Annotated in this window: 23 protein-coding genes and 1 tRNA gene; 10 read left to right on the top strand and 14 right to left on the bottom strand. The window is 64.0% G+C overall.

Annotated features, from left to right (window positions below; all coding sequences use genetic code 11):
- Nucleotides 1-44 precede the first annotated feature (44 nt).
- Complete coding sequence (locus VIM61_11410; protein HEY8901008.1) at nucleotides 45-782, top strand: Crp/Fnr family transcriptional regulator; 738 nt, start codon at nucleotides 45-47, stop codon at nucleotides 780-782.
- Between the two features lie 147 nt (nucleotides 783-929).
- On the opposite strand, the gene feoB is transcribed toward VIM61_11410, so the two are convergent.
- Genes feoB through pdxH form a run of 7 tightly spaced genes read right to left on the bottom strand, consistent with a single transcriptional unit; the run spans nucleotide 930 to nucleotide 7,462 of the window.
- Nucleotides 930-2,837: a ferrous iron transport protein B gene (gene feoB, locus VIM61_11405; protein ID HEY8901007.1), complete on the bottom strand. Its 1,908-nt coding sequence runs from the start codon at nucleotides 2,835-2,837 to the stop codon at nucleotides 930-932.
- Complete coding sequence (locus VIM61_11400; protein ID HEY8901006.1) at nucleotides 2,834-3,139, bottom strand: FeoA family protein; 306 nt, start codon at nucleotides 3,137-3,139, stop codon at nucleotides 2,834-2,836. The genes feoB and VIM61_11400 overlap by 4 nt, the downstream gene beginning before the upstream one ends.
- Nucleotides 3,140-3,146: 7 nt before the next feature.
- Complete coding sequence (locus tag VIM61_11395) at nucleotides 3,147-4,160, bottom strand: hypothetical protein (protein HEY8901005.1); 1,014 nt, start codon at nucleotides 4,158-4,160, stop codon at nucleotides 3,147-3,149.
- 45 nt (nucleotides 4,161-4,205) lie between these two features.
- On the bottom strand, nucleotides 4,206-4,853 hold the full coding sequence (locus tag VIM61_11390; GenBank protein ID HEY8901004.1) for an anaerobic ribonucleoside-triphosphate reductase activating protein: 648 nt from the start codon (nucleotides 4,851-4,853) through the stop codon (nucleotides 4,206-4,208).
- Nucleotides 4,837-5,010 (bottom strand): anaerobic ribonucleoside-triphosphate reductase, encoded by a 174-nt coding sequence (gene nrdD / locus VIM61_11385; protein ID HEY8901003.1) that lies wholly within the window; start codon nucleotides 5,008-5,010, stop codon nucleotides 4,837-4,839. The genes VIM61_11390 and nrdD overlap by 17 nt, the downstream gene beginning before the upstream one ends.
- Nucleotides 5,007-6,749: a ribonucleoside triphosphate reductase gene (locus VIM61_11380; GenBank protein ID HEY8901002.1), complete on the bottom strand. Its 1,743-nt coding sequence runs from the start codon at nucleotides 6,747-6,749 to the stop codon at nucleotides 5,007-5,009. Before VIM61_11380 ends, nrdD begins: the two co-directional genes overlap by 4 nt.
- Nucleotides 6,750-6,805: 56 nt before the next feature.
- Nucleotides 6,806-7,462: a pyridoxamine 5'-phosphate oxidase gene (pdxH, locus tag VIM61_11375; protein ID HEY8901001.1), complete on the bottom strand. Its 657-nt coding sequence runs from the start codon at nucleotides 7,460-7,462 to the stop codon at nucleotides 6,806-6,808.
- Nucleotides 7,463-7,592: 130 nt separating this feature from the next.
- On the opposite strand from pdxH, the gene VIM61_11370 reads away from it, so the two are divergent.
- Both VIM61_11370 and VIM61_11365 read left to right on the top strand, forming a co-directional pair.
- Nucleotides 7,593-8,831 carry a SufS family cysteine desulfurase gene (locus VIM61_11370; GenBank protein ID HEY8901000.1) on the top strand — a complete coding sequence of 413 codons (1,239 nt, stop codon included), beginning with the start codon at nucleotides 7,593-7,595 and terminating at the stop codon, nucleotides 8,829-8,831.
- On the top strand, nucleotides 8,828-9,256 hold the full coding sequence (locus VIM61_11365; protein HEY8900999.1) for an SUF system NifU family Fe-S cluster assembly protein: 429 nt from the start codon (nucleotides 8,828-8,830) through the stop codon (nucleotides 9,254-9,256). Before VIM61_11370 ends, VIM61_11365 begins: the two co-directional genes overlap by 4 nt.
- Here VIM61_11365 and VIM61_11360 read toward each other — a convergent pair whose 3' ends face one another.
- The 3 genes from VIM61_11360 to VIM61_11350 all read right to left on the bottom strand — a co-directional run bounded on the left by VIM61_11360 (nucleotide 9,257) and on the right by VIM61_11350 (nucleotide 11,119).
- Nucleotides 9,257-9,886 (bottom strand): universal stress protein, encoded by a 630-nt coding sequence (locus VIM61_11360; protein ID HEY8900998.1) that lies wholly within the window; start codon nucleotides 9,884-9,886, stop codon nucleotides 9,257-9,259.
- A complete protein-coding gene (locus tag VIM61_11355) occupies nucleotides 9,883-10,458 on the bottom strand; it encodes a universal stress protein (GenBank protein HEY8900997.1) in 576 nt (191 codons plus the stop codon). The genes VIM61_11360 and VIM61_11355 overlap by 4 nt, the downstream gene beginning before the upstream one ends.
- Nucleotides 10,459-10,735: 277 nt before the next feature.
- Nucleotides 10,736-11,119, bottom strand: coding sequence for a DUF4070 domain-containing protein (locus VIM61_11350; protein HEY8900996.1), 384 nt, complete (start codon nucleotides 11,117-11,119; stop codon nucleotides 10,736-10,738).
- A 91-nt stretch (nucleotides 11,120-11,210) separates the two neighbouring features.
- On the opposite strand from VIM61_11350, the gene VIM61_11345 reads away from it, so the two are divergent.
- Both VIM61_11345 and VIM61_11340 read left to right on the top strand, forming a co-directional pair.
- The gene (locus VIM61_11345; GenBank protein ID HEY8900995.1) at nucleotides 11,211-11,951 is read left to right on the top strand and encodes a hypothetical protein; all 741 of its coding nucleotides are present in this window, start codon (nucleotides 11,211-11,213) and stop codon (nucleotides 11,949-11,951) included.
- Nucleotides 11,952-12,417: 466 nt separating this feature from the next.
- Nucleotides 12,418-12,756 carry a hypothetical protein gene (locus VIM61_11340; GenBank protein ID HEY8900994.1) on the top strand — a complete coding sequence of 113 codons (339 nt, stop codon included), beginning with the start codon at nucleotides 12,418-12,420 and terminating at the stop codon, nucleotides 12,754-12,756.
- Between the two features lie 376 nt (nucleotides 12,757-13,132).
- On the opposite strand, the gene VIM61_11335 is transcribed toward VIM61_11340, so the two are convergent.
- Nucleotides 13,133-13,206 (bottom strand) — tRNA-Pro (locus tag VIM61_11335).
- Between the two features lie 131 nt (nucleotides 13,207-13,337).
- Here VIM61_11335 and argC point away from each other — a divergent pair.
- From argC to argB, 3 genes are read left to right on the top strand one after another with little or no spacing between them, the layout of a single operon-like run.
- Nucleotides 13,338-14,372 (top strand): N-acetyl-gamma-glutamyl-phosphate reductase, encoded by a 1,035-nt coding sequence (argC, locus tag VIM61_11330; GenBank protein ID HEY8900993.1) that lies wholly within the window; start codon nucleotides 13,338-13,340, stop codon nucleotides 14,370-14,372.
- 30 nt (nucleotides 14,373-14,402) lie between these two features.
- The gene (argJ, locus tag VIM61_11325) at nucleotides 14,403-15,563 is read left to right on the top strand and encodes a bifunctional glutamate N-acetyltransferase/amino-acid acetyltransferase ArgJ (protein ID HEY8900992.1); all 1,161 of its coding nucleotides are present in this window, start codon (nucleotides 14,403-14,405) and stop codon (nucleotides 15,561-15,563) included.
- 6 nt (nucleotides 15,564-15,569) lie between these two features.
- Entirely contained in the window at nucleotides 15,570-16,451 is an 882-nt protein-coding gene (argB, locus tag VIM61_11320; protein ID HEY8900991.1) for an acetylglutamate kinase, read from the top strand.
- A gap of 6 nt (nucleotides 16,452-16,457) precedes the next feature.
- Here argB and VIM61_11315 read toward each other — a convergent pair whose 3' ends face one another.
- Both VIM61_11315 and VIM61_11310 read right to left on the bottom strand, forming a co-directional pair.
- Nucleotides 16,458-17,456 (bottom strand): LLM class flavin-dependent oxidoreductase, encoded by a 999-nt coding sequence (locus VIM61_11315; GenBank protein ID HEY8900990.1) that lies wholly within the window; start codon nucleotides 17,454-17,456, stop codon nucleotides 16,458-16,460.
- A 43-nt stretch (nucleotides 17,457-17,499) separates the two neighbouring features.
- Nucleotides 17,500-18,345 carry a methyltransferase gene (locus tag VIM61_11310; protein ID HEY8900989.1) on the bottom strand — a complete coding sequence of 282 codons (846 nt, stop codon included), beginning with the start codon at nucleotides 18,343-18,345 and terminating at the stop codon, nucleotides 17,500-17,502.
- A gap of 45 nt (nucleotides 18,346-18,390) precedes the next feature.
- Here VIM61_11310 and VIM61_11305 point away from each other — a divergent pair, with 45 nt between their 5' ends.
- Nucleotides 18,391-20,337: a KUP/HAK/KT family potassium transporter gene (locus tag VIM61_11305; GenBank protein ID HEY8900988.1), complete on the top strand. Its 1,947-nt coding sequence runs from the start codon at nucleotides 18,391-18,393 to the stop codon at nucleotides 20,335-20,337.
- A gap of 14 nt (nucleotides 20,338-20,351) precedes the next feature.
- Nucleotides 20,352-22,331 carry a DNA helicase RecQ gene (gene recQ / locus VIM61_11300; protein HEY8900987.1) on the top strand — a complete coding sequence of 660 codons (1,980 nt, stop codon included), beginning with the start codon at nucleotides 20,352-20,354 and terminating at the stop codon, nucleotides 22,329-22,331.
- A 5-nt stretch (nucleotides 22,332-22,336) separates the two neighbouring features.
- Here the strand turns inward: recQ and VIM61_11295 are convergent, their stop codons facing one another.
- A complete protein-coding gene (locus VIM61_11295) occupies nucleotides 22,337-23,308 on the bottom strand; it encodes a potassium channel family protein (protein ID HEY8900986.1) in 972 nt (323 codons plus the stop codon).
- Nucleotides 23,309-23,388 lie beyond the last annotated feature (80 nt).

Below are 23,388 nucleotides of genomic sequence, written 5' to 3'. Positions count from 1 at the left end.
CCCATTCGCTCCCGGTTTCGTCCCATCCCCGACTGCGATCCAAAATGACGCCGCCTGCAAGCCGCGCGGCCGTGGAGTTTCGCACCGAAGCGCTGCGTTACTTTCTGCGCCAGCGTGCGTTGTTCCGTGATCTGCCGGAGGCGGACCTCCGCGATCTTGCTGTTAGCGCAATCGTCAGGTCGCTCCGGAAAGACGACTACCTCTTCCACCGGGCAGAGCCTGCAACTGGTCTCTATTTCGTGCGCCGCGGGATCGTGAATCTACATCGCGTCGCTTTGGACGGTCGTGAAGTCGTCATTCATTTTTATCGCGAGGGAGAGATGCTTGCGGAGACTCCGGATGAGGCTGGCGAGGGATGTCCTGCCGATGCTCGGGCGATTGTTTCTTCGGAGATCGTGATGATTCCCTGGCGCGACTTCGCGGAAAAATGCCGGCACTGTCCCGAGCTTGCGTTGCGCCTGCTGTCCTTGATGGAGCGGAGCGTCCACGACCTGGCGACCTCGTTCGAGGATTTCGTCACCGGGGACAGCGTGACGCGTTTCGTGCATTGGTTGTTGCGTCGCTGCGCGGACGCATCGGCCGCGGTCGAAATCGACCTCGGCACCACCAAGCGCAACCTCGCCAGCGAGCTGGGCGTGCGGCAGGAAACTCTCTCTCGAACGCTGCGCCAGTTGAGCGACTCGGGTTATCTCGTCGTCCGGGGGAGGCGAATCATCGTGCAGGATCCACGGGCTCTGCGATCCGACTGGTCGGAACGGGAGTCCTGCGCTGCGGCGGCCTGACTCCAGGCACGCCGCCCGCTGCCGGGACGCCCGGGGAGACGGGACAGCGGCATCCGCCGCACCGGCAGCGGCTTGCGCGAAAGCTTTTCCAGGCCAGATAGAATGCAGCCCCGGGAACCAGCGCCATGACGGTTAGCGATTGCCAGTTCATTGGAATCCCAGCAGGCGGCCGCCCTGGTAAATGAGGAGGCTTGCTCCGTAGGCGAGCGCGGTCATGTAAGCGAACTGGAAGATCGGCCAGCGCCAGCTATTCGTCTCGCGGCGCACCACGGCCAGCGTGCTCATGCATTGCATCGAGAGCACGTAGAAGGCCATCAGCCCGATGCAGACCAGGGGTGTGTAAACCGGTGAACCGTCGGCTCGCCGTTCCGCGCGCAACGCGTCGCGCAGGGTGACGCTGCCGTCGCCGTCGTCGCCTACGTTGTGAACGATCGCCATCGTGCCGACGAAAGCCTCGCGCGCCGCGAAGGATGCAATGAGCCCGATGCCGATCTTCCAATCGTAGCCGAGCGGGCGAATCACTGGCTCCAGCGCGTGGCCCATGCGGCCCGCGAGGCTGCCGGAAAGCGCCTGCGAGGGCGGTGTGTCGGATTGCGCGGGCTTGGGATAGGTCATCATGGCCCACAGCACGATGGATAGCGCGAGGATCGTGGTGCCCGCGTGCGTGAGGAAGATGCGGCCACGCTCCCACATGCGGAGAAAGGTGTTGCGCAGCGAGGGGAGCCGGTAGGGCGGCATCTCGAGCAGCAGCATCGACGGCTCGCCGCGAAAGACCGTGCGCTTGAGCAGCCACGCCGTCACGAAGGCCGCGGCCACTCCCAGCACATACATCGCGAGCATGATGCCGGCCTTCGTCCAGGCGGCGCCGGTCCCGGCCGGCAGGAGCACCGCGATCATCAGCGCATAGACGGGCAACCGCGCCGAGCAGCTCATGAGCGGGCAGATCAGGATGGTCGCCAGGCGGTCGCCGCGATTCTCGATGGTGCGGGCCGCCATGACGCCGGGGATCGCGCAGGCGAACGAGCTGAGCAGCGGGATGAAGGACTTGCCATGCAGTCCGACCATGGCCATGAGGCGGTCCATGATGAACGCGCCGCGCGCCATGTAGCCGCTGTCCTCGAGCAATCCGAGAAAGAAAAAGAGGATCAAAATCTGCGGCAGGAAGACGACGACGCCTCCGACGCCCGCCACGACGCCGTCCGTGAGCAGGCTGCGAAGGTCGCCGGCGGGCATGCGGCCGCCGAGCCATTCCCCGGCGAATGCGGTGGCGGACTCGATTCCCTCCATCGGCCATGCCGCGATCTGGAAGATCGAGAAAAAGAGCAGCGCCATGAGCGAGAGGAAGAACACCCAGCCCCAGACGCGATGAGTGAGAACGGCGTCCACGCGATCGGTGAGCGAGCGGCGCGGAGAGTCGGGACGCCGCACGGCGCCGGAGCAAATCTCGCGAATCCGCGCGTAGCGATCCTCCACGCTGGAGGAGAGGGTGGCGCCGCCAGGTCGCGTCGTGCGGGCCTGCGCGAGCCGGGATTTGAGCTCCACGAGACCTTTGCCCTTCGACGCGACCATCGGAACGACCGGCATTCCAAGCCTTCGCTCGAGGGAGTCGGGATCGATGCGGATGCCTTTTTGCTCCGCGACATCGACCATGTTCAGCGCGACCACGACCGGAATGCCGAGGTCGCCGAGCTGGGTGGTGAGGTAGAGATTGCGCTCGACGTTCGACGCGTCCACGACACTCACGACAACGTCCGGGCGGCGGGTGTCCTGCCGGTGGCCGAGCAGCACGTCGCGTGCAATGGCCTCGTCGGGGCTTTGCGCGTCGAGGCTATAGGTGCCGGGGAGATCGAGCGCGTCCATGAACTCGCCATGCATCCCGGCAAAGCGCCCCGTTTTCTTTTCAACGGTCACGCCGGGATAGTTCGCGACTTTTTGCCGCAGGCCGGTGAGGGCGTTGAAGATGGTGCTCTTGCCGCTGTTCGGATTTCCCGCAAGCGCGACCAGGCGGGTGCGATTCTTTTTGGGAGGCTGATCGAGGAGAATGCCGGCGCTCATCGGGGTTCGATGAGGATGCCGGACGCCTCGCGGCGGCGGAGGGAGAGATGATAGCCGCACACTTCGACCTGGAGCGGATCGCCGAGTGGCGCGCGCCTTATGGCGTGCAGCGGCGTGCCGGGGAGGAAGCCGAGCTCGAGCAGCCGCCGGCGTGCGTCGTCAGGAAGGGCAAGGCCGGTGATGGACGCGGATGAGCCGTTCGGAAGCTCGTGCAAACGCTGCGGATTGTCGGCAGAGCGCGAATGAGCGAGGTCGGGATTCAGTCTCAACAAAAGTGCGCGGAGCAGGGCAGGGATTTTCATGAAAGGGTCAGGAAGCGAGGAGCGCCTCGTCCGATGCCGGGCGTGGAGCCGCGGACGCGAACGCACAGGCGGGGTCCGAGGCAAGGTAATCGCCGGTGGCGGCGTAGGCCCGGGCGCGAGAGCCTCCGCAGACGAGGCGGAATCCGCATCGGCCACATTTTCCCCTGAGCAGATTCGGGTTTCTCAGCCGCTGAAAAACTGGAGCCTCCCGATAGATGTCGAGAAGATGATGAAGGCGAACATTGCCGCAGGCGATCGGTAGCGCGGAGCCGGGCATGATTTCCCCACGATGGGAGACGAAAAGGCGGCCGCGTCCGTCGTTGAGCGGAACGATGCGACGCCGGCGCGGATGGGGGACGGCGTGGGCCTGTATGGAGATCCGACGGATGTGCGGGGCGTTGCTGATGCCCAGTGGAACGCCCGTGGCCGATGGAAAAAGACTCAACGCACTGAGCATCTTCTCCGTGAGATTCGGATTGAGGGGCTCCTCGCCGCGGCGAGGCACGGGCAAGGAAGTTCTCCATTCCGCGGGCTGGAGCGATCTCATAATGCGGATGACGCGCGGGAGATCGTCGAAGTCGGGGAGAGTCGTCTTGATTTGGATGGCGAGACGCGCGCGGCGTGCGGCGGTGAGGACATCCAGCGCGGTGGAAATGCGGCGATCCATTCCAGCGGTGCGAGTGCTGCCAAGATTCACGGACAGGCTGCGCAAGCCGGCATGGCGCAGTGCGCCGAAATCGACGTCGAGCAGCCCGCGCCGGATCGCGGGTCGAAGGGCGACCCAGATGCCATGCGCATCTGCGCGCGCGATGATTTCCACGAGGTCGCGTCGCGCCACCACATCGCCCGAGATGAGGAGAATCTGCGGGGCGGCTTCGGCGATCTGGTCGACGACGTTGCGACATTCGCGGGCGGTCAGGTCGGTGCAGAACCGCGGACTCCGATGGCCTTCCATCGCGCCGCGCGTCACCTCCCACGTGATGGTCGCAGGACGGTCCACGAGGGAGCCGATGGATTGCATGAGAGGAAAAATCGCAGGAATGATGCGCGCCGTCGTTGATCCAAGTCAAAAATTGGCCTGGAAAGCGGCGTTGAGTTCCATGTCGGCGCAGCCGGCGGGGCGGAATTCCTGCCAGCGGGTGGGACGGGCGCCGAAGCGGTCCAGCGTCCGGCGAATTTGATTTTTCCCGGCGTCGTCGAGGAGAGAGGGATGGACCGTTGTGCGCAGCTCGTAGTCCACGCCCGATCCCAGCAAAATGCGCAGCGAGTCTTCGGCATTTCGTCCGCTTGCGCGGCAGCCGGTGGTCTCGGCGTAACGCTCGAACGGCGCCTTGATATCAAGGCCGACCCAATCCACGTAATCCAGCGCCCGGCGGAGGGGGAATGGGAAAATTCCGGCCGTGTGCAGCCCCACGGCAAAGCCCATGCGCCGCGCAGTTCGCATGGCCGCAGGCAGCCCAAGCTGGGCGGTGGGCTCTCCGCCGCTGAAGACCACGGCATCGAGCAATCCGCGCCTTGTCTCGAGGAAAGCCTCGATGCGCGGCCAGTCGGCGGTGCCTCCGTCGAACGACTGCAGATGCGGGTTGTGGCAGTAGCGGCAGCGCCACGGACAGCCCTGGCAGAAGACAACCGCGGCGAGACGGCCGGGAAAATCGACGGTCGAAAATGGGACGAATCCGCCGACCCGCAGGCCAGGTTCAGCTCGCAGCGACAACGGGCTCCTCGGTTTTCAATTTGCGGAACGGAAGGCGCTCGTGGTGTTCGCTCTGCTTGCCGATGTTGAATTGCGAGACGGGCCGATGGTAGCCCATCACGCGCGTCCACACTTCGCACCGCTGGCGCTCGTGGTCTTCGAGTTCGATTTTTTTCATAAGCTTTCTTGCTGCTTGCGAGCCAGGCGCTCGGCATCGCAGCGCGGACAAAACTCGTGCTCGCCAGCGAGGTAGCCGTGCGCGGGGCAGATCGAGAACGTGGGCGTGATCGTGAGATACGGGATGCGGAAGCGCGTGAGCACGCGGCGGACGAGGTCGCGGCATGCGCGGCCGGTGGACACACGCTCCGGAAGATAAAGATGGAAGACGGTGCCGCCGGTGTAGCGGCGTTGGAGTTCCTCCTGGTGATCGAGGGCGGAGAAGGGATCGTCGGTGAAACCCACGGGCAGCTGCGTCGAGTTCGTGTAGTAGGGGGCGTTCGGCGTTCCGGCCTGCAGCATTTCTGGAAAACAGGCGCGATCGGATCGGGCGAAGCGATAGGTCGTGCCTTCCGCGGGTGTGGCCTCGAGATTGTAGAGGTGCCCGGTCTGCTGCTGGAAGGCGGTGATGCGCTCGCGCATGCGGTCGAGGAGTCGCAGTGCAAAAGCCTGGCCCCATAGGGTGGAAATGTCCTCCGCGTCGCCGGTGAAATTCCGGATGCACTCGTTCACGCCGTTGATGCCGATCGTGGAGAAATGATTGCGCAGCGTGCCGAGATACCGGCGCGTGTAGGGATAGAGGCCGCGATCCATCTGCTGCTGGATGACGTCGCGCTTGATCTCGAGACTGTCGCGCGCGAGGTCCATCAATTCCTCGAGCCGTTCCATGAGCGCGGACTCGTCGCCGGCGCGCAGGTAGCCCAGCCGCGCGGCATTGATCGTGACGACGCCGAGCGAGCCGGTCTGTTCGGCCGAGCCGAAGAGCCCGTTCCCGCGCTTGAGCAACTCGCGCAGGTCGAGCTGCAGGCGGCAGCACATCGAGCGCACCATGCCAGGCTGGAGATCGGAGCGCAGGAAATTCTGGAAATACGGCAGCCCGTATTTCGCGGTGACCTCGAAGAGCAGATCGACGTCGTCGCTTTCCCACGGAAAATCCTCGGTGATGTTGTAGGTCGGGATCGGGAACGTGAAGATGCGCTGCCGGGCGTCGCCAGCGATCATCACCTGCAGGAACGCGCGATTGATGATCCGCATTTCCTCGCCGAGATCGCCGTAGGTGAATGCGGCGGGCTCCCCGCCGATGAGCGGATGCTGCCCGCGCAGATCCTCCGGGCAGACCCAGTCGAAGGTGAGATTCGTGAAGGGCGTCTGCGTGCCCCAGCGCGATGGGACGTTCAGGTTGAAAACGAATTCCTGCAGATTCTGCCGGACGGTGTCTTCGTCGAGTCGATCGGCGCGGACGAAGGGCGCGAGATACGTGTCGACGGAACTGAAAGCCTGCGCGCCGGCCCATTCATTCTGCAGCGTGCCGAGAAAATTCACCATCTGCCCGAGCGATGTGCGCAGATGCCGCGGCGGGCGCGACTCGACCTTGTTCGGCACGCCGTTGAATCCCTCCGCGAGCAGCGCGCGCAGCGACCAGCCGGCGCAGTAACCGGCAAGCATGTCGAGGTCGTGCAGATGAAAATCGGCCTGGCGATGCGCGCGGCCGATAGGCTCGGGATAGATGTGGTCGAGCCAGTAGTTGGCGGTCAGCTTGCCGCCGAGATTGAGAATCATGCCGCCAAGGGAATAGCCCTGGTTGGCATTCGCGTTGACCCGCCAATCCTCGCGGTCGAGGTATTCGTTCAGCGACGAAGTCGGATCGATTTGGGTCGCGGTGGTCACCAGATGTTGCGGTTCGGTTTTCCGAGGCCGCACTATCCGGTAGGTCCAGCCGAGGGCGCATTGATCGCCATCAAGATTTCGAGCGTCCCCTAGGGCTGGAGCCGCAATTGCCGCCAGCTGCCGTTGTGGGCGCGCTTGTAGAAGATGCGGTCGTGCAGGCGGTGCGGCGCGGCCTGCCAGAATTCCATCGTCTGCGGCGCGACGCGGTAGCCGCCCCATGTATCCGGGAGTGGCACTTCGCCATTCCGGAACTTGCGCAGCATCTGCTCGAACTTCGCCTCCAGCAGCTGGCGCGAGGTGATCGTGCGGCTTTGCGCCGAAACCCACGCCCCGACGCGGCTCTTGAAGGGGCGGCGCAGAAAATAGCGCGCCGATTCCGCGGGGGTGATTTTTTCCGCCTTGCCGGTGATCTCGATCTGACGGCCGAGGCTGAGCCATGGAAAGAGCAGCGCCGCCTGCGGATTCTCCGTGAGCTGGGCCGCCTTTTCGCTTTCGTAGTTCGTGAAAAAGACAAACCCCTGCTCGTCCCAGGCTTTGAGGAGCACCGTGCGGCACGTGACACGCCCATCCGCGCCCGCGGTGGCCAGGCTCATCGCATTCACCTCGGGGACGCCGGCTGCACAAGCCTCGTCGAACCACTCGCCGAAGACGACGAAGGGATTGGCATCCATGTGCGAACCGTCGAGCGGGACGCGTGAAGGATCCTCGCAGATGCGGAGCGAGGGAGGGTTTTCGACAATTTCCATAGTGGGTGATTTAACGCCAGTTGGCGCGGTGGAATTTGACGAGGATCAAGCCCCGGAATGATTGCGGGATACGACAGGTTCCGCCTCATGCAGCATGGTGGCCGGGAGCAGGATGTGGAATGATGCTGTGATGACAAAAGCGACCTTCGATCTCGCAACGATCCGCGAGGAATTTCCCTTCCTCGACGTCGAGGTGAATGGCCTGCCCGTCGCTTATCTGGACAATGGCGCGAGCACGCAAAAGCCGCGTGCCGTGATCGAGCGCATGGCGGAGTTCGCCGCGCACGAATACGCGAACGTGCATCGTGGCATCCATGAATTGAGCGAGCGGGCAACCGCCGCCTATGAGGCGGCGCGGACACGAGCGGCGGCATTTCTCGGTGCGCCGACGCCGGAAAGCATCGTCTTCACACGCGGCACGACTGAGGCGGTGAATCTCGTCGTGAATTCGTGGGGTGAGGAGAACGTGCAGGCCGGCGACACGATCCTGCTGACCGAGATGGAGCATCACAGCAACCTCGTGCCGTGGCTCGAGCTGGCGCGACGCAAGGGCGCGCGGCTGGCCTATGTGCCGGTGACGGAAAATGGCGCGGCGCTCGATCTCGATGCCGCGCGCAGGCTGCTTGCGGAGCGTCCGCGAATCTTTGCGTTCGCCCATGTCTCGAACACTCTTGGCATCGTGGCGCCCGTGGCCGAGTTGTGCGCCGAGGCGCGCGGGCGCGGCGTCGTCACGTTGATCGACGGCGCCCAGGGCGCGGGGCATCTGCCTGTGGATGTGAGCGGAATCGGATGCGATTTTTACACGTGCTCGGGCCACAAGATGTGCGGTCCGACGGGCATCGGGCTGCTCTATGGAAGGGAGGAAATGTTGCAGGCGATGGCGCCGTGGCAGTTTGGCGGCGAGATGGTCGCGCGCGTGACCTACGAGGGCGCGACCTTCCGCAAACCTCCCGCTCGTTTCGAGGCGGGAACGCCGGCCATCATCGAGGCGGCGGGACTGCACGCCGCGATGGATTATCTCGATGACACCGGGCTGGCGGCCGCGGCGGAGCATTGCGAGTCACTTGGCGAGCGGGCGGCGTCGGCGCTGCGGGAAATCGATGGCGTGCGTGTGTTCGGGCCGATGGGTCATCGCGCCGGGCTCGTGACGTTTCATGTTACCGGGGTGCATGCGCACGACCTTGCCTTTTTTGCGAACGAGCGCGGCGTCGCGCTGCGCGCCGGCCACCATTGCGCTCAGCCGCTCATGCGCAAGCTTGGCGCTCCGTCGTCGTGCCGCATGAGTTTTTATCTCTACAACACGGACGACGAGCTGGAGCGGGGAGTCGCCGCAGTGCGCGAAGCGGTGGAGTTTTTTACGAGATCATGAGCATGGAACTTTATCAGGAGGTGCTGCTACAGCATTCGCGGCGGCCACGGAACTTCGGTCCGCTCGAGGGAGCGACCCATCGCGCCGAAGGCGTCAACGCGTTGTGCGGCGACGAGATCACGATCGAACTGGCGCTGGCGGATGGGGCGGTGCGCGAGGCGAAATTCACCGGCAGCGCGTGCGCGATCTGCACGGCCTCGGCATCGCTGCTCACGATGGAGTTTGCCGGCTGCGGTGTCGCCGCGGCGCGCGGACTCGCGGAGGACTTCCGCAAGCTGGCCGTGAGCGGCGAGGCGACGGAGGAACTCGACGCTCATCCGCGACTCACCGTGATGCGCTCGGTGCACGAGTTTCCGCAGCGTGTGAAATGCGCCACGCTGCCGTGGGAAACAGCTCTGGCGGCCCTGCAGACGCCGGTGGGCTGACTATTCCTCGATGGGGATGCGCGCAGGAAAAACCGCGCCCTCGTCGCCGATGAGCAGCACCGGGCAGTGTGCATTGCGCACCAGAAACTCCGCGGTCTTGCCAAGCAGGAGTTTGTTCTCCGCCGTGCGGCCGTGCTTCGCGGTGACAATGAGGTCCGCCTTCTGCGCGAGCGCTTCGAGGACGATTGCTTTGTGCGGACTCCCCTCTTCGATCAACACGCGCACGGTCGCGGTATCGGTGGACGCCAGGGCGCCGGTATTCGCAAGCTGGCATTCGATCTGGGCCTCCGCAAATTTCCGGTGATCATCCCGACGCTTTTCGTTCGGTGCGTCCGAGGCCCCCGAGCTTGCATGCAGTTGGTGTGGGCAGACGTGGAGAAGAATCACCTCGCCCCCGAGACGGGTGGCCAGCCGTCGCGCGTAGGCGAGTGCGACCGTCGAGAGGCAGGAAAAATCGGTCGGCACGAGGATGCGATCAAAGCCGAAGGCAGGCGCCGGAGGAATCGAGGGCGTGGAAGGGAACGTGGCAAAAGCGCGCGAAGCTGGAACGGCCCGGCCGGATTCGACGAACTCCTGGTTCAGAAGCATGCGCAGAGGCCGCTCGACGGTTTCGGAGAATTTCGAACTCATGGCGTGTTCCTTTCGTGGGGCGGGAAGTTCGAGGGTTTGGAGTGGAGCCCGATCACGTCGCCGACATTCTCCGAGCCCTCGACGGCTGTCGGAAGAATGAGGATCGGGCAGGGGACCCGACGAATGAGGTGCTCGGCGGTGCTGCCAACGAAGAGGTGGTTCAAGCCTCGGTAACCATGCGTGGAGGCGACGATCAGGTCGGCGTGCGTCCGCAGTGCCGTCTCGCAGATCTTATCCTGCGGCAATCCTTCGATCGCGAGGAGCGTGGCGGCTTGCACCTCCGCGTCGTCCAGAAACTCGTCTTGGAGGAGTTCGAGCTTTCCTTCCGCCATGCGGTGCCGGTTTTCCCGATAAAGACGCAACTGCTCGGCGGAACAATGCGCAGGCGCATAGGTGAGCGGCTCGTAGACGTGGAGAATGACGAGATGCCCGCCTACGGCCCGGGACAGCGCGGACGCACTTTGAAGCAGCGCGCGGGAGCGGGGACCGCAGTCGATCGGGACGAGGATCGTGGCGATGTCCGCAACGGGGCCGGCGGAAACTGGGAGGGAGAATCTGGCTGGGGAGTTCATGGGGTCTTGCCTTTGAACTCAAGTTAAGCAGGTAGCGATTCCCGCTCTCGCCGTCGGTTGGCTTTCTCGAACTCTTGCTTGCCGACGGTCAAAGCATGACGCGGCTTCAATGCCAATCGAGCTCAGAAACTCCTCGCGACTTTGCGAAAATGGTGACCCCTTACCGAGAGTTCCATCGTCCGGGAGAAGCATTGCGGGCGCGTAATCAGCGTGCCGCAGAAAAGCCGCCAGAATGCCCTGCGACCCGGCGCACAGATTCCGACCAGCCAGAGGCATTTCAACAACGCGATGACCTCACTCCTGGAAAGGCGAGGAAAGGGCGGCACGGCCGATAACTGTGCAGAAACGTGCGAACGCGGGCGTAGTAATTCCTGGGTTCATGGAGCGATTGCATCGACTGGCGATAACCGGAGAGGAGGAATTCGCGACCGAGTCGTGGCGTGAAATTCAGTTCCGCCTTAGGGTTGTTGCCGGAGCTGCCGGTCTCGATCCACGCGCGGGCGCAATCGCCGGTGTCGTAGATGGTGAGACCTTTTACTTTCCGAACCGGTGTGAGGATTCCGACTTTGACGATTTCAGCGGCGACGGTTGAGCTGCCAAAATAGGCTGGCAAATCCTCGGCGCGCAGGCCGACGGGTTGGATGGAGACGATGGTGTTCATCGCCTGCCCATTGATACGGAATTCCGGGCGAGGTCAACACTCCGACCTGTGAGCACTACCGTGATTCAGAGGCACTGTAACAAGCGTCTCTGTGAAATATTTTTGGGCCGAATACACCGGCACCGATCCGGTAAAAGACACGCTCTCGCTTAACCTGCATCGCCGGCATCTTTCGGAGAGTCAGCGAGCGATGATCGCCGCAAAGCTGGCCGAACTGTCCGAAGAGGGCCGAAATCAGCATGCGTCAATTGACGCACCCTCCCAGCAGCAGGCAGCCGACGCTCTTTCGGTTTCACGTTCGTCCGTTCAGAGGGCCAAGCAAGTCATCGAGAAAGCTCCCGAACTTGCCGAGCAAGTCGCCTCCGGCACGATCACAGTCCACGCCGCGCAGAAGGCGATTCGCCTTTCCAGACCCATTGCAGGCCGGCTTTTTGAAGCGATTCGACGCTGTGATCCTTCCTTCTGGTTTGCGCTCACACTTTTGAGTGCGCCAACCTATCGAGCTGGAGTCAGACTCGCTCTACCAAACGCCTTTCGATCGGTGATCTCTTTGGTCACTGCGGGGCCGGACCGTGTCGGGCGGACGTCGCGCTGTTCAGACGATGCGATTGAGTCACGCCGATACGAAGACAGCACCTGGCCAGCAGTTTGTGAGCCGGTGCGCGCATTCAATTTTGCGATTTCAAGCATGGTTAGAATTTTGGAGTGCAGTGGTTTTCGAATCGATACTCTTCCCGAGAAATCCAACGAAATCCAGCAGAAGCATCAATTATTCCAATATGGATATCGCCGCCGACCGTTGGAATGGATGATGAAAACTCCTGAGATTTGATCATTGTATTGATCAGAAAGGACACGAGATCGATTCCCGCCTGTTCGGACAAACTCCCTACGTCTGAGGAAATTCCGGTAATTCCCACTTGTTGAAAGCCTCGGCCAAAAAGATCGTATTTTCGTTCCGCCTGATTGATGTTGGGGACGGTGTAGTTGACACTTGCAGCATCAAGCCCGGATTGAATTTCTCGTCTGTAAGACTCGAGAATATCCCAGCACTCATTCTTGAGGGATGCATACGCGTTGATGTCCACGCCAACGACAACACGTTGAATCACGTCATATTGCCCTCCGAAAACCACGTTGTATGCGCCAACTTTCACCTCCTCCGTGACATCGGCGGAGAAAGATCCGGTCTGCCAGTTGAACGAAAAGGTCAGTCGAATTATCTCGGGTTGCCGGCATTGATCAGAATATCCGGATAACAAAATTTCCATCGATGGCCTATCCCACTCATTTGGATATTGAGTGACGAAAGCGTTCATCAAAAACTTTTTCAGTTCATCTGCGATTCCCGCGATACTGTTGCGGTTTGGGCCTTTAAATTCGTCAGATTCAACGAATTGTCCGACCAAGTTTTTTACGGTGAGTTCCCGAATGCGACTGACTTCAAAACAGGAGCCCCGTCGGCGCCAAGTTTGAGATTGCCGCTAGAATCGAAAAAAGTGCCTTCAAGCACCTCGGGTGAAATCATTGCTTCGCTCGAAGTTGCAAGGCTGTCGCAACCAACCACAATAAAATCCCTAGCTGCCAAGCTGACGGTTGTAGTCATAAATGGGGAGGTTTTTGGCGAACACAGTTGATGGAACGCGTAAAGTCAATCAACGTTTATTCGACGGCCAAATTTGCGATGATGACGCCGCGAGTAAGCCCGTGGTGGACTGCCTTGTTCGGATCACTCGTCCGCATTTAGGGCACGTCTCCGCCTTCGCCGAGACACGATTCCCACAATCTGGGCAAGGCTTGAGACCGTCGCCGATGGGAATGAGCCGACTTGGATTGCTCATCGGAGCATCATGGAAGCTCTGATTTTTGAATTCAAGCCGCCGCTAGGAACCGGGCGGCGCAGTCGCATTCCGCAATTTTTGGGCACTATTCGGGCACTGTCCTTCCGGGTGGGAGGCGTGCCCAGAAAAGAAAAATCCCCCGGACCTTGAGTTTATCAGGGTCTCGGGGGAATCGGGCTGGCGGGATTCGAACCCACGACCTCTTGAACCCCATTCAAGCGCTCTACCAAGCTGAGCCACAGCCCGTTTTCCTCGTCGCGAAATCTCGCGCGAGGGGAGAGTAAACGGCAGACCGGCGCCGCGGTCAAGTCTGCCGCGGAAATTTACGGTTACGGCGCGTCTTGCGCGGGAAGGGGGGCGTCGATAGCGTTTCCGCCATGTCCGCTGTGAACGTCGCCATCGTCGGTGCCAATGGCTACTCGGGAGAGGAGCTGTGCACCCTGCTCAGCCGCCATCCGGGGATCCGGATCGTCGCGGTGAGCTCCCGCACGCATGCCGGCCGGCCGGTGACGGACGTCCTGCCGCGACTGGCGGGCTCGCCGGCATTTGCGGGGTTGAGTTTCTGCGACTCGAAGATCGACGCCCTGCTCGCCAGCGGCGCCGAGTATTTCTTTCTCGCCCTGCCGCACGGCCTCGCGACCGAATTTGCGCTGCCTCTCGTGGAAGCCGGGAAGCGGGTGATCGATCTCAGCGCGGATTTCCGGCTGCGGGATGCCGGAGTTTACGAGGAGTTCTACGGCGATGCGCATCCGGCTCCCGGAAGCCTGGCTGGTGCGGTCTATGGCCTGCCGGAGCTGCACCGGCAGGAAATTCGGACGGCGAAGCTCGTGGCCTCGGCGGGGTGTTATCCGACGAGCATTTTGCTGCCGCTGGTTCCTTTGCTGCGCGCCGGGCTGATCGCACGCGAGGACATCGTGGTCTCGAGCGCCAGCGGCGTGAGCGGCGCCGGGCGGAAGGCCGACGTGACGCTGCTTTACGCGGAGTGCAACGAAAGCCTGCGAGCCTACGGCCTGCCCAAGCACCGGCATCTCTCCGAGATCGAGCAGGAACTCAGTCTCGCGGCGGGCGCGCCGATCGTGATCACCTTCGTGCCGCATCTTGCGCCGATGACGCGGGGAATCCACACGACGACGTTCGTCAGGCTCGCTCCGGGCGTGAAGCCGGACCAGATCGCCGAGGCGTTGAGCGAGGCCTACGCGAACGAGCCGTTCGTGCGGGTGCGCGAGTCGCTGCCCGATACGAAGAACGTGACCGGAACGAACTTCTGCGACATCGCGGTGCGGTTCGACGACCGGGCGAAGCGGCTGATCCTGCTCAGCGCGGAGGACAATCTCGTAAAAGGTGCGGCCGGTCAGGCCGTGCAGAATTTCAATCTCATGGCCGGGTTCGACGAAGCCACGGCGCTGCTCTAAATGACGAAAATTCGCAAAATCAAAGGGGGCGTGAATGCGCCGAAGGGGTTTCTCGCGGCGGCGGTGTCCGTGGGCATCAAGTATCCGGAAGGCTCGCGGGACGATCTCGCGCTGGTCGCCGGAGCGACGCCCGTGCTGGCCGCGGCGACTTTCACGACGAACCGGGTGAAGGCTGCGCCGGTGCTGGTCTCGACCGAGCATCTGCGCGGGAAGATGTGCCGCGCGGTCATCCTCAACAGCGGCAATGCAAATGCCTGCACGGGCCAGCCCGGCATCTCGGACGCGAAGGCGATGGCGGCATCCACGGCCCTCGCTCTGGGCACGAAGCCCGAGGAAATTCTCGTGTGCTCGACCGGACGCATTGGCGTGCCTCTGCCGATCGAGCGGATGGTCGCCAAGGTGCCGGAGCTCGTGGCCCGGCTCGACACGAAATCGAGCGAGGCGGTCGCGCGCGCGATCATGACAAGTGACACCGTGCCGAAGGAGTTTGCCTGCGAATTCGAGTCCGGCGGCCAGAAGTTCCGCGTGGGCGGTGTGGCGAAAGGCGCGGGCATGATCGATCCGAACATGGCCACGATGCTGAGCGTTATCACGACGGACGCCGCGCTTTCCCGCGCCGAGCTGCGCGCGGCGCTCAAGCTGGCGGTCGAGCGGTCGTTCAATCGCATCACGATCGATGGTGACATGAGCACCAACGACACCGTCATCCTGCTGGCGAGCGGCACGCAGGGCCGGCCCGAGCTCGCGGATTTCCAGGTCGCCCTCGAGGAGGTCGCGCTCGATCTCGCAAAGAAGATCGTGCTCGACGGCGAGGGCGTCACGCGCTTCATCGAAGTCGAGGTGCGCGGGGCGAAGACGGCGAAGGACGCCAGACTTGCGGCCGAGGCGATTGCGAATTCCACGCTCACGAAATGCGCCTGGGCGGGCGGCGACCCGAACTGGGGCCGCATTCTCGACGCGGTCGGCTACTCCGGAGCGGAGTTCGATCCCGATCTCGCGGACATCGATTACGACAAGGTCGCGGCGGTGCGCGGGGGCATGCCGGCGAAGACGCCGTTTGCGCGGCTGCAGGCGGTCGCGGCGAAGAAATCCTTCAAGGTGACGGTGGAATTGCACGCCGGCAAGGCGACCCATACGGTCTTCACCACCGATCTCACCGAAGAATACGTCCGGTTTAATCTCGGCGAATAATTTTCCATGGCCCGCTCTCTCAGTCCCGCCGCCCGCACGGAAAGCCTCATCGAGGCGCTTCCCTACATTCAGAAGTTCCGCGGGCAGACGTTTGTCATCAAATACGGCGGCAGCGCGATGGAGGACGACCAGCAGGTGGAGCGTCTGCTCCGCGACGTTGTCTTTCTCGAGGCGGTCGGCATCAATCCCGTGATCGTGCACGGTGGCGGCAAGGCCATCTCCTCGAAGATGCGGGAGGCGGGGCTCGTCCCCCATTTCGTGAACGGCCTTCGCGTGACGGATGCCGCGTCCGTGCAGATCGTCGAGGAGACGCTCGATCGGGAGATCAATCCCGGGATCGTGGCGACGATTCATCAGCATGGCGGCAAGGCCAGCGGCCTGTCGGGCAAGGCGGTGTTCGTCTCGCGGCGCCTGCCGCTCCAGCGACTCGAGGACGGCACGGAGGCCGATATCGGATTCGTCGGCGAAGCGATCGATGTGAACATCGCGGAGGTGACGGCGGCCGTGCAGCAGGAAATCGTGCCCGTGATCTCGCCGATCGGTGCGACGGCCGAGGGGCAGGTGCTCAACATCAATGCCGACGTCGCGGCCGCGGCGCTCGCCACGGGGTTGAAGGCCCACAAGCTCATCTTCGTGAGCGACGTGCCCGGCATCATGCGGAATCCCGCGCAGGCCGATTCGCTGATTCCCTCGGTCACGGTCAAACAGACCCAGCTCCTCATCAAACAGAAGATCATCGATGGCGGGATGATCCCGAAGGTCGAGAGTGCCGTGCGTGCGCTCCAGCAGGGCGTCGGCAAGATTCATCTCGTCGGCGGCCAGACTCCGCATTGCCTGCTGCTCGAGATTTTTACGAACTCGGGCATCGGCACCGAGATTATCCCGTAACCGCGCCTAGCGGCCGGCGATGGTGGCGAAGACCTCCGCCGCGATCTCGAACGAGCGCAGCCGCGCGGCGTGGTCGTGAATCTGCGCGGTGGCGATGATCTCGTCGGCGCCGGTTTGTGCGAGTAGCGTCTCGAGTTCCCGACGAACCGTTTCCGCCGAACCCACCGCGGAGCATCGGGTCATCCGCGTGACCTGGGCGCGTTCGGCCGGTGACCAGCGGTCCTCGAGGTCGTTCACCGGAGGGAGCAGCTCCGTGCGCTGGCCGCGAATGATCCCGAGAAACGCCTGCTGGAGCGACGTGAACAGGCGAGTTGCCTCGGCGTCGGAATCCGCAGCGATGACGTTGACGGCAACCATGGCGTAGGGCTGCTCGAGCGAGGCGGACGGGCGGAAATTGCGCCGGTAGAGGTCGAGCGCGGGCAGGAGGTAGTCGGGGGCGAAGTGGGACGCGAAGGCGTAGGGCAGGCCGAGCTGAGCGGCGAGATGGGCGCCGAAATCGCTCGAGCCGAGGAGGTAGATGGGGATGTCCAGACCGGCGCCGGGAATGGCGCGCAGGGGCTGGCCGGGTGAGGCTGGCGCAAAGTATCCACGCAGCTCGGCGAGGTCGCTCGCAAACGTGTCCGCGTTCGATCCCAGCCCGCGACGCAGCGCCTTCGCGGTGATCGGGTCGCCCCCGGGGGCGCGGCCCAGGCCGAGATCGATGCGGCCGGGATGCAGGGATTCCAGCGTGCCGAATTGCTCGGCGATCGCGAGCGGGGCGTGATTCGGAAGCATGATGCCGCCGGAGCCGACGCGGATGCGGCTGGTTCCCGCGGCGAGGTGGGCGATGAGCACCGAAGTCGCGGCGCTGGCGATGCCGGGAAGGTTGTGATGCTCGGCCACCCAGTAGCGGTGGTAGCCCCAGGCCTCCGCATGGCGGGCCAGATCGAGGGAGCGGGCGAATGCCTCGGCCGCGTCGCCGCCCTGCACGATGGGCGCAAGATCGAGAACGGAGTAACGAACCATGCGGGCAATCTCGCACAGATTTCGTTGTTCGCCTGCGATCGAATTACGGGGGGAAGCCGAAGGTCAGTTTCACCGCGACATACTCGGGATGCACGGCGCCGGCAGCGGTGCGGATGGTGAGCGCGGGCTCGGTCCACGTCGGGAACGGCGAGGGGAGATCGCCGGCGCGCATCATCGCGAAAAGGCCGAGAAGGGGGCGGGCGCCTTCGCGGAGGGCGATCGGTCGCCAGCGAACGATGACGAGACCGGATTCCGCCGTGGCGGCGCGCACGCGTTCGTGCTGGGCGTCGGGATTGACCGGGAAGACGCACGCAAAGACGCCGCCGGGGGCGAGGTGCGCGGCCGCGGTCGCGCAGTAATCGGCCACGGTGCCGCGCATTTCGAAGCGGCAGGCGAGCTTCTGCGGGTGCTCGCTTTGCGCGCCGCTGCCGGCGGGGAAATACGGGGGGCTGCCGAGCACGAGGTCGAAGGCTTCGTCGGGATGGAGAATCTCCGGGTCGCGGATGTCGCCCTCGCGGATCTCGTAGCGATCGGTGAGGCCGTTCCATTGCGCGGATTTCCGGGCGAGGCGCACGCTTTCCGACTGGGCTTCGACGGTGACAAAACGCGTGCCCGGCAGTCGCCAGGCGGCGATCATCCCGACGGTGCCGATGCCGCTGCCGAGGTCGAGCGCGGTGCGGGCGGTGGGGCAGGCGAGGGTGCCATACCAGGCGGTGAGGACGTCGTCGGTGGAAAAGCGATGGCCGTCGGCGAGTTGGAAGAGGCGAAAGTAGCCGCTGATGGCGTCGAGAGTCTCGCCGGGCTCGAGATCGGGGCCGTTCCCGAGAGCGCCGGGCGGAACGGGGCCGGGCTTGGCCCAGCCTTTGAACATCGGTTCGGCGAATCGCATGGAAGCAGAGTGCGGGGGGAATGACACCGTCGGCAAAGGGAATTTTTGAATCGCCACCGGTCCGCGCTCCCGGTAGCGGGATGGGGCGTGGGAGCAGGCGGCAAAAAGGATGCGAAGAAGACGCCGGCCCTGGCGCTGGCAGCGCTGGGCGTGGTCTTCGGCGACATCGGCACGAGCCCGCTCTACACCTACGAGACGGCTCTGGATGCCCTGGGGCATGCGGATTCTGCCGCGGCCATTGGGGTCGCGTCGCTGATCGTCTGGAGCCTGCTGCTGATCGTCACCCTCAAATACGTCGGCGTGGTGATGCGGGCGGATTATCGCGGGGAGGGCGGCGTGTTTGCGCTGCTGGCGCTGCTGCGCGGGCATTCCTCGCACGTCGGGCGGAAAAGCCGACGTCTGCCGTTCTATGCAATGATGCTGCTCTTCGGCGCGGCATTGCTCTACGGCGATGGCACGATCACGCCGGCCATCTCGGTGCTGAGTGCGCTGGAGGGGCTCGAGGCCGTGGATCCCGGATTGAAGCCGATCGTGCTGCCGGCGACCGTGGCGCTCCTCGCGATTCTATTCGGAGTGCAGCGATTCGGGACGGGACGGCTGGGCATGGCGTTTGGCTGGGTGATGCTCGTATGGTTCGCCGCGATCGGCATCATCGGGCTCGTGTGGGTGGTTCGGTGCCCGGAGGTGCTGGCCGCGTTCGATCCCCGGCATGCGTGGGAGGCGCTGCAAATGAGCGGCGGCCGGGCGGTCTTCCTGATGGGCGGCGTGGTGCTGGCCGTGACGGGCGTGGAGGCGCTCTATGCGGACATGGGACATTTCAGCCGGCGCACGATTTCGCTGGCCTGGCATGTCGTGGCGCTGCCGGCGTTGCTTTTGAACTACCTGGGGCAGGCCGCCCTGGCGGTGCGGGATCCGGCGGCCTTCGCCCGGGAGGTGCCGTTCTTCGAAATGGTGCCGGCCGGGGGTGGCGCCGTCGCGCTCGTCGTGCTGGCCACGCTCGCGACGGTAATCGCGTCGCAGGCGTTGATTTCCGGCGTCTTCTCGCTCACGGCGCAGGCGCAGGATCTGCGGTTTCTTCCGCGCGTTCACACGATCCATACGAGCCGGGACGAGCGCGGACAGGTCTACGTGCCGTTGGCGAACTGGATGCTGGCCATCGCATGCATCCTGCTCGTGGTGATCTTCCGGGAGAGCGAGAATCTCGCGGCGGCCTACGGCCTCGCGGTGGTTTGCACGATGGTGATCACGACGCTCGCGATGGGACTCGTCGCGCACCGTTGCTGGCGCTGGCCGTGGGTGGCGGTGTGGGCGTTTGTCGGCGTGCTCGTGGCCTGCGAAGGACTGTTCCTCGCCTCGTGCCTCGTGAAATTTGCCGATGGTGGCTACTTCCCCGTGATGATCGGCGTCGGTCTGCTGACGATCATGCTCACATGGTATCGCGGAAGGTCCATCGTGAGCGAGCGCGTGCACGCCGGCTCGTGCTCGGTGGACAAATTGCTGGGCCGCATTCCCCGCGAGCGCACGCTGCCCGGGCAGCTCGTGATGATTACGCTCAACCGCAGTCCGGCTCACGCGGTGGCCCGGTTGCAGGAGATGCTACGGCAGGGCGTCGCCCCGCGGGAGCAGATCATTTTCCTGAGTCTGCTCAACGTCATGCAAAGCGACGTGGACATGGCGCGCAGCGTCGAGGTGCATCCTCACGACCGGCGCGTGTGGCACGTGATCGCCGAGCACGGCTACATGCAGGAGCCGCGCGCCGTGGAGATCCTCGACCGCGCTGCGAAGATCACCGATGGCGGGATCGGCGCGACGAGCGACGAGACCTTCTTCGTGCTGCCGCGGGAGTTGATCGTCGAATACACGGGCAGTGGCTTCGCGCGCTGGCGGCGGGTGCTCTACGGCGTGCTCGCGCGCAACCAGAGCTACGCCCCGGATTATTTCTTCATCCCGCACGCGCAGATTCTGGAGTTCACCTGGATGATGAAGGCGTAGAGAATCGCCGGCCCATGGGCGATCCCGCACTCACGAAGTTGAAGGAAGTTTTCGGCTACGGCGCCTTTCGGCCGTTGCAGGCGGAGATCGTTGCCGATGCGGTGGCGGGTCGCGATGTCTTCGCGCTGCTGCCGACCGGCGGCGGGAAATCCCTGTGCTACCAGTTGCCGGCGCTGCTGAGGCCGGGGCTTACGCTGGTGGTCTCGCCGCTTATCGCGCTGATGAAGGATCAGGTCGACGCGCTCACCGCCAATGGCGTGGCTGCGACGTATCTGAATTCCTCGCTCGAGCCGGGCGAGGGGCGCGCGCGACTCCGCGGCCTGCACCAGGGCGAATACCGGCTGCTCTACGTGGCGCCGGAGCGGTTGCTGCTGTCAGGATTTCTCGAGGATCTCAAGACGTGGAACGTCACCCTCGTCGCGGTGGACGAAGCGCACTGCATCAGCGAATGGGGGCACGACTTTCGCCCGGAATACCGGCGCCTGAGCGAGCTGCGCGAGGCGCTGCCGGACGTGCCGGTGATGGCGCTCACCGCCACGGCGACGGGCCGCGTGCGGTCGGACATCGTCGAGCGGCTCGGGTTGCGCGAGCCGCGGGAATACGTGGCGAGCTTCAATCGGCCGAATATTTTCTACCGCGTGGTGCCCAAGGCGGGGGCGTTCGACCAGCTCATGGATTTCCTGGGGCAGCGGCCCGGCGACGCCGGCATCGTGTATTGCCTGTCGCGGAAGTCGGCGGAGTCCGTTGCGGAGAAACTGGTCGCCGAAGGGATCCCCGCGCGGGCCTATCACGCCGGGCTCGGGCCCGAAGATCGCGCCGCGAACCAGGAGGCCTTCCTGCGCGACGAGGTGCGCGTGATCTGCGCAACGGTCGCCTTCGGCATGGGCATCAACAAGCCGAACGTCCGCTTCGTCGTGCACCACGATCTGCCGCGGAATCTCGAGAGCTACTATCAGGAGACGGGCCGCGCCGGGCGTGACGGGTTGCCTTCCGATTGCCTGCTGCTCTACAGCCGCGGCGACATTCTCAAGCAGAAGCGGATGATCGACGAGAAGCCCGATGAGGCTGAGCGCCGCACCGCGCTGGCGCAGCTCAACGGGATGGCCGCCTTCGCGGAGAGCGGGGAGTGCCGGCGCCGGGCGTTGCTCGCGTATTTCGGCGAACATTCCGACGAGGCGAACTGCGGTGGCTGCGACAATTGCATCACGCCGCCCGAGGAAATCGACGTCACGATTCCCGCGCAGAAATTTCTCTCGTGCCTCTATCGCCTGCGGCAGGCGAGCGGATGGAACTTCGGGCTCAACTACGCCATCGACGTCCTACTGGGCTCGAAAGCGAAGGCCGTGCTCGAGCGCAGGCACGACAGCCTGCCGACGTGGGGCATCGGTCGCGAGCTGACGGCCGACGAATGGCGCCAGCTTGCCGGCGACCTGCTGCGGATGGGTTACGCACGGCGCACCGACGACAAATTCATGCTCGTCGAGCTCACCGACGAGGGCCTCGCTGCGCTGAAATCGCGCCAGCCCATCCGGGTGCGCCGGGCGGTGCGGGCGCCGGTGCGTGCGCGGAAGAAGGTCGCGGGCGAGTTTGCCTTCGACGAGGCGCTGTTCGACCGGCTGCGGAAGCTGCGGCGCGAGCTGGCCGACGCGCGCGACGTGCCGGCCTACGTGATTTTCTCCGATGTGACGCTGCGCCACATGGCGCGATTTTACCCGGACTCGGACCTGGCTTTCGAGGCGACTCCCGGCGTCGGCCGAAAGAAGGCGGTGGAGTTCTCCACGCGCTTCCTGAAGGTGATCCGCGACTACGTGAAGGAGAGCGGTCAGCAGGTTTTCAAGGACGACGCGGAAACCGGAGTCGTCCGGGAAGAGGCTTCGTCTTATCAGGTCGTTCGTTCGGAGCGAGTTTCCAAGAAGAAGAGGGCGCCTCGAAGAGGTCGCAAGACATCGGGCGACGAATTTCCTCCCACGAACTTCTATCGAGGCGGGTTCTAGCCCCGCTACGCGCTCTTGCGCACGATGCTGATGATGTGATCGCCGGCGGCGAGCATGGCGTGTGGGGCAGGGTGCTGGCTGCTGCTGCCATCCGCGTGGCGGATTGCCAGGACGAGGCAGCGGCCCTTCACGCTGTCGATGAAGGCGGAGAGCGGCTTCCCGGCGAAGGGGCTTCCTGCCTCGAGGAAGACGTCGCCGATCTCCACGCCGAGCTCCTCGAGGTCGTTTTTGAGGAAAGACGTGTTGTCGTCGAGCACGCCGAGGAGCGAGGGGCGGAGGATGCGGTGGGCGATCTGCATGCCGCCGGCAAAGGCGGGCAGAATGATGTCGTTCGCGCCGGCCTGGCGAAGCTTCTTCTCGGTCGCGGGATTCTCCGCGCGAGCGACGATGCGCAGGTCGGGGTTCAGGTTCCGCGCGGTGAGTGTGATAAAGACGTTCACCATGTCGTTCGGCAGCACGGCGGCGAGGTTGCGGGCGGAGTCGATGTGCGCGCGGCCGAGCACCTCCTCGTCGCCGGCGTCGCCCTCGAGCGTGATGTAGCCGAGCGCCTCGGATTGCGCGATGCGGTCGGGGTCGCGGTCGAGGATGAGGAAGGGATGCCCGGCCTTCACGAGTTCGCGGGCCAGAGTTTGCCCGATGCGGCCAAAGCCGCAGATGATGGTGTGGCGTTTGAGTTCGTCCATGGATTTGAATTTGCGGCGATCGGCCATTGCCTTCTGAAATTCCTTTTCCGTGACGATCTTCACGATCGCACTGATCACGAAGACGGTCGCGATCGGCCCGGCGATGATCGTAAGCATCGTCGTGATGCGCTCCAGCGTGGTGTCCACCGGCTCGATCTCCCCGTAGCCCACGCCGAAGATCGTGATGATGACCATGTAGAGCGCGTTGCTGAACGACCAGCCCTCGAGGCAGTAAACCAGCGTCGCAACGGCGACAACGGCGGAAAAGATCCCGATGCCGATGAGGACCTGCACGGCGATCCTTCGGAAATTTTGCGGCGGCGCACTCCCTGGCACGGGCACGGGTTATCGCAGGCGACCGGCTGTGCGACAAG

It is taken from the genome of Chthoniobacterales bacterium (genome assembly GCA_036569045.1).
Taxonomy (GTDB): domain Bacteria; phylum Verrucomicrobiota; class Verrucomicrobiia; order Chthoniobacterales; family JAATET01; genus JAATET01.
The sequence above is the reverse complement of the archived record's forward strand: the minus strand, read 5'-3'. Positions and strand labels throughout refer to the sequence as shown.

Excerpts from the sequence above, each read along its gene's own strand:
- VIM61_11360 (HEY8900998.1), bottom strand. The coding sequence starts at position 9,886 with ATGAGTTCGAAATTCTCCGAAACCGTCGAGCGGCCTCTGCGCATGCTT.
- argC (HEY8900993.1), top strand. The coding sequence starts at position 13,338 with ATGTCCGCTGTGAACGTCGCCATCGTCGGTGCCAATGGCTACTCGGGA.
- VIM61_11365 (HEY8900999.1), top strand. The coding sequence starts at position 8,828 with ATGAGCATGGAACTTTATCAGGAGGTGCTGCTACAGCATTCGCGGCGG.
- recQ (HEY8900987.1), top strand. The coding sequence starts at position 20,352 with ATGGGCGATCCCGCACTCACGAAGTTGAAGGAAGTTTTCGGCTACGGC.
- VIM61_11350 (HEY8900996.1), bottom strand. The coding sequence starts at position 11,119 with ATGAACACCATCGTCTCCATCCAACCCGTCGGCCTGCGCGCCGAGGAT.
- argB (HEY8900991.1), top strand. The coding sequence starts at position 15,570 with ATGGCCCGCTCTCTCAGTCCCGCCGCCCGCACGGAAAGCCTCATCGAG.
- VIM61_11310 (HEY8900989.1), bottom strand. The coding sequence starts at position 18,345 with ATGCGATTCGCCGAACCGATGTTCAAAGGCTGGGCCAAGCCCGGCCCC.
- VIM61_11400 (HEY8901006.1), bottom strand. The coding sequence starts at position 3,139 with ATGAAAATCCCTGCCCTGCTCCGCGCACTTTTGTTGAGACTGAATCCC.
- pdxH (HEY8901001.1), bottom strand. The coding sequence starts at position 7,462 with ATGGAAATTGTCGAAAACCCTCCCTCGCTCCGCATCTGCGAGGATCCT.
- VIM61_11410 (HEY8901008.1), top strand. The coding sequence starts at position 45 with ATGACGCCGCCTGCAAGCCGCGCGGCCGTGGAGTTTCGCACCGAAGCG.
- feoB (HEY8901007.1), bottom strand. The coding sequence starts at position 2,837 with ATGAGCGCCGGCATTCTCCTCGATCAGCCTCCCAAAAAGAATCGCACC.
- nrdD (HEY8901003.1), bottom strand. The coding sequence starts at position 5,010 with ATGAAAAAAATCGAACTCGAAGACCACGAGCGCCAGCGGTGCGAAGTG.
- VIM61_11395 (HEY8901005.1), bottom strand. The coding sequence starts at position 4,160 with ATGCAATCCATCGGCTCCCTCGTGGACCGTCCTGCGACCATCACGTGG.
- VIM61_11370 (HEY8901000.1), top strand. The coding sequence starts at position 7,593 with ATGACAAAAGCGACCTTCGATCTCGCAACGATCCGCGAGGAATTTCCC.
- VIM61_11355 (HEY8900997.1), bottom strand. The coding sequence starts at position 10,458 with ATGAACTCCCCAGCCAGATTCTCCCTCCCAGTTTCCGCCGGCCCCGTT.
- VIM61_11315 (HEY8900990.1), bottom strand. The coding sequence starts at position 17,456 with ATGGTTCGTTACTCCGTTCTCGATCTTGCGCCCATCGTGCAGGGCGGC.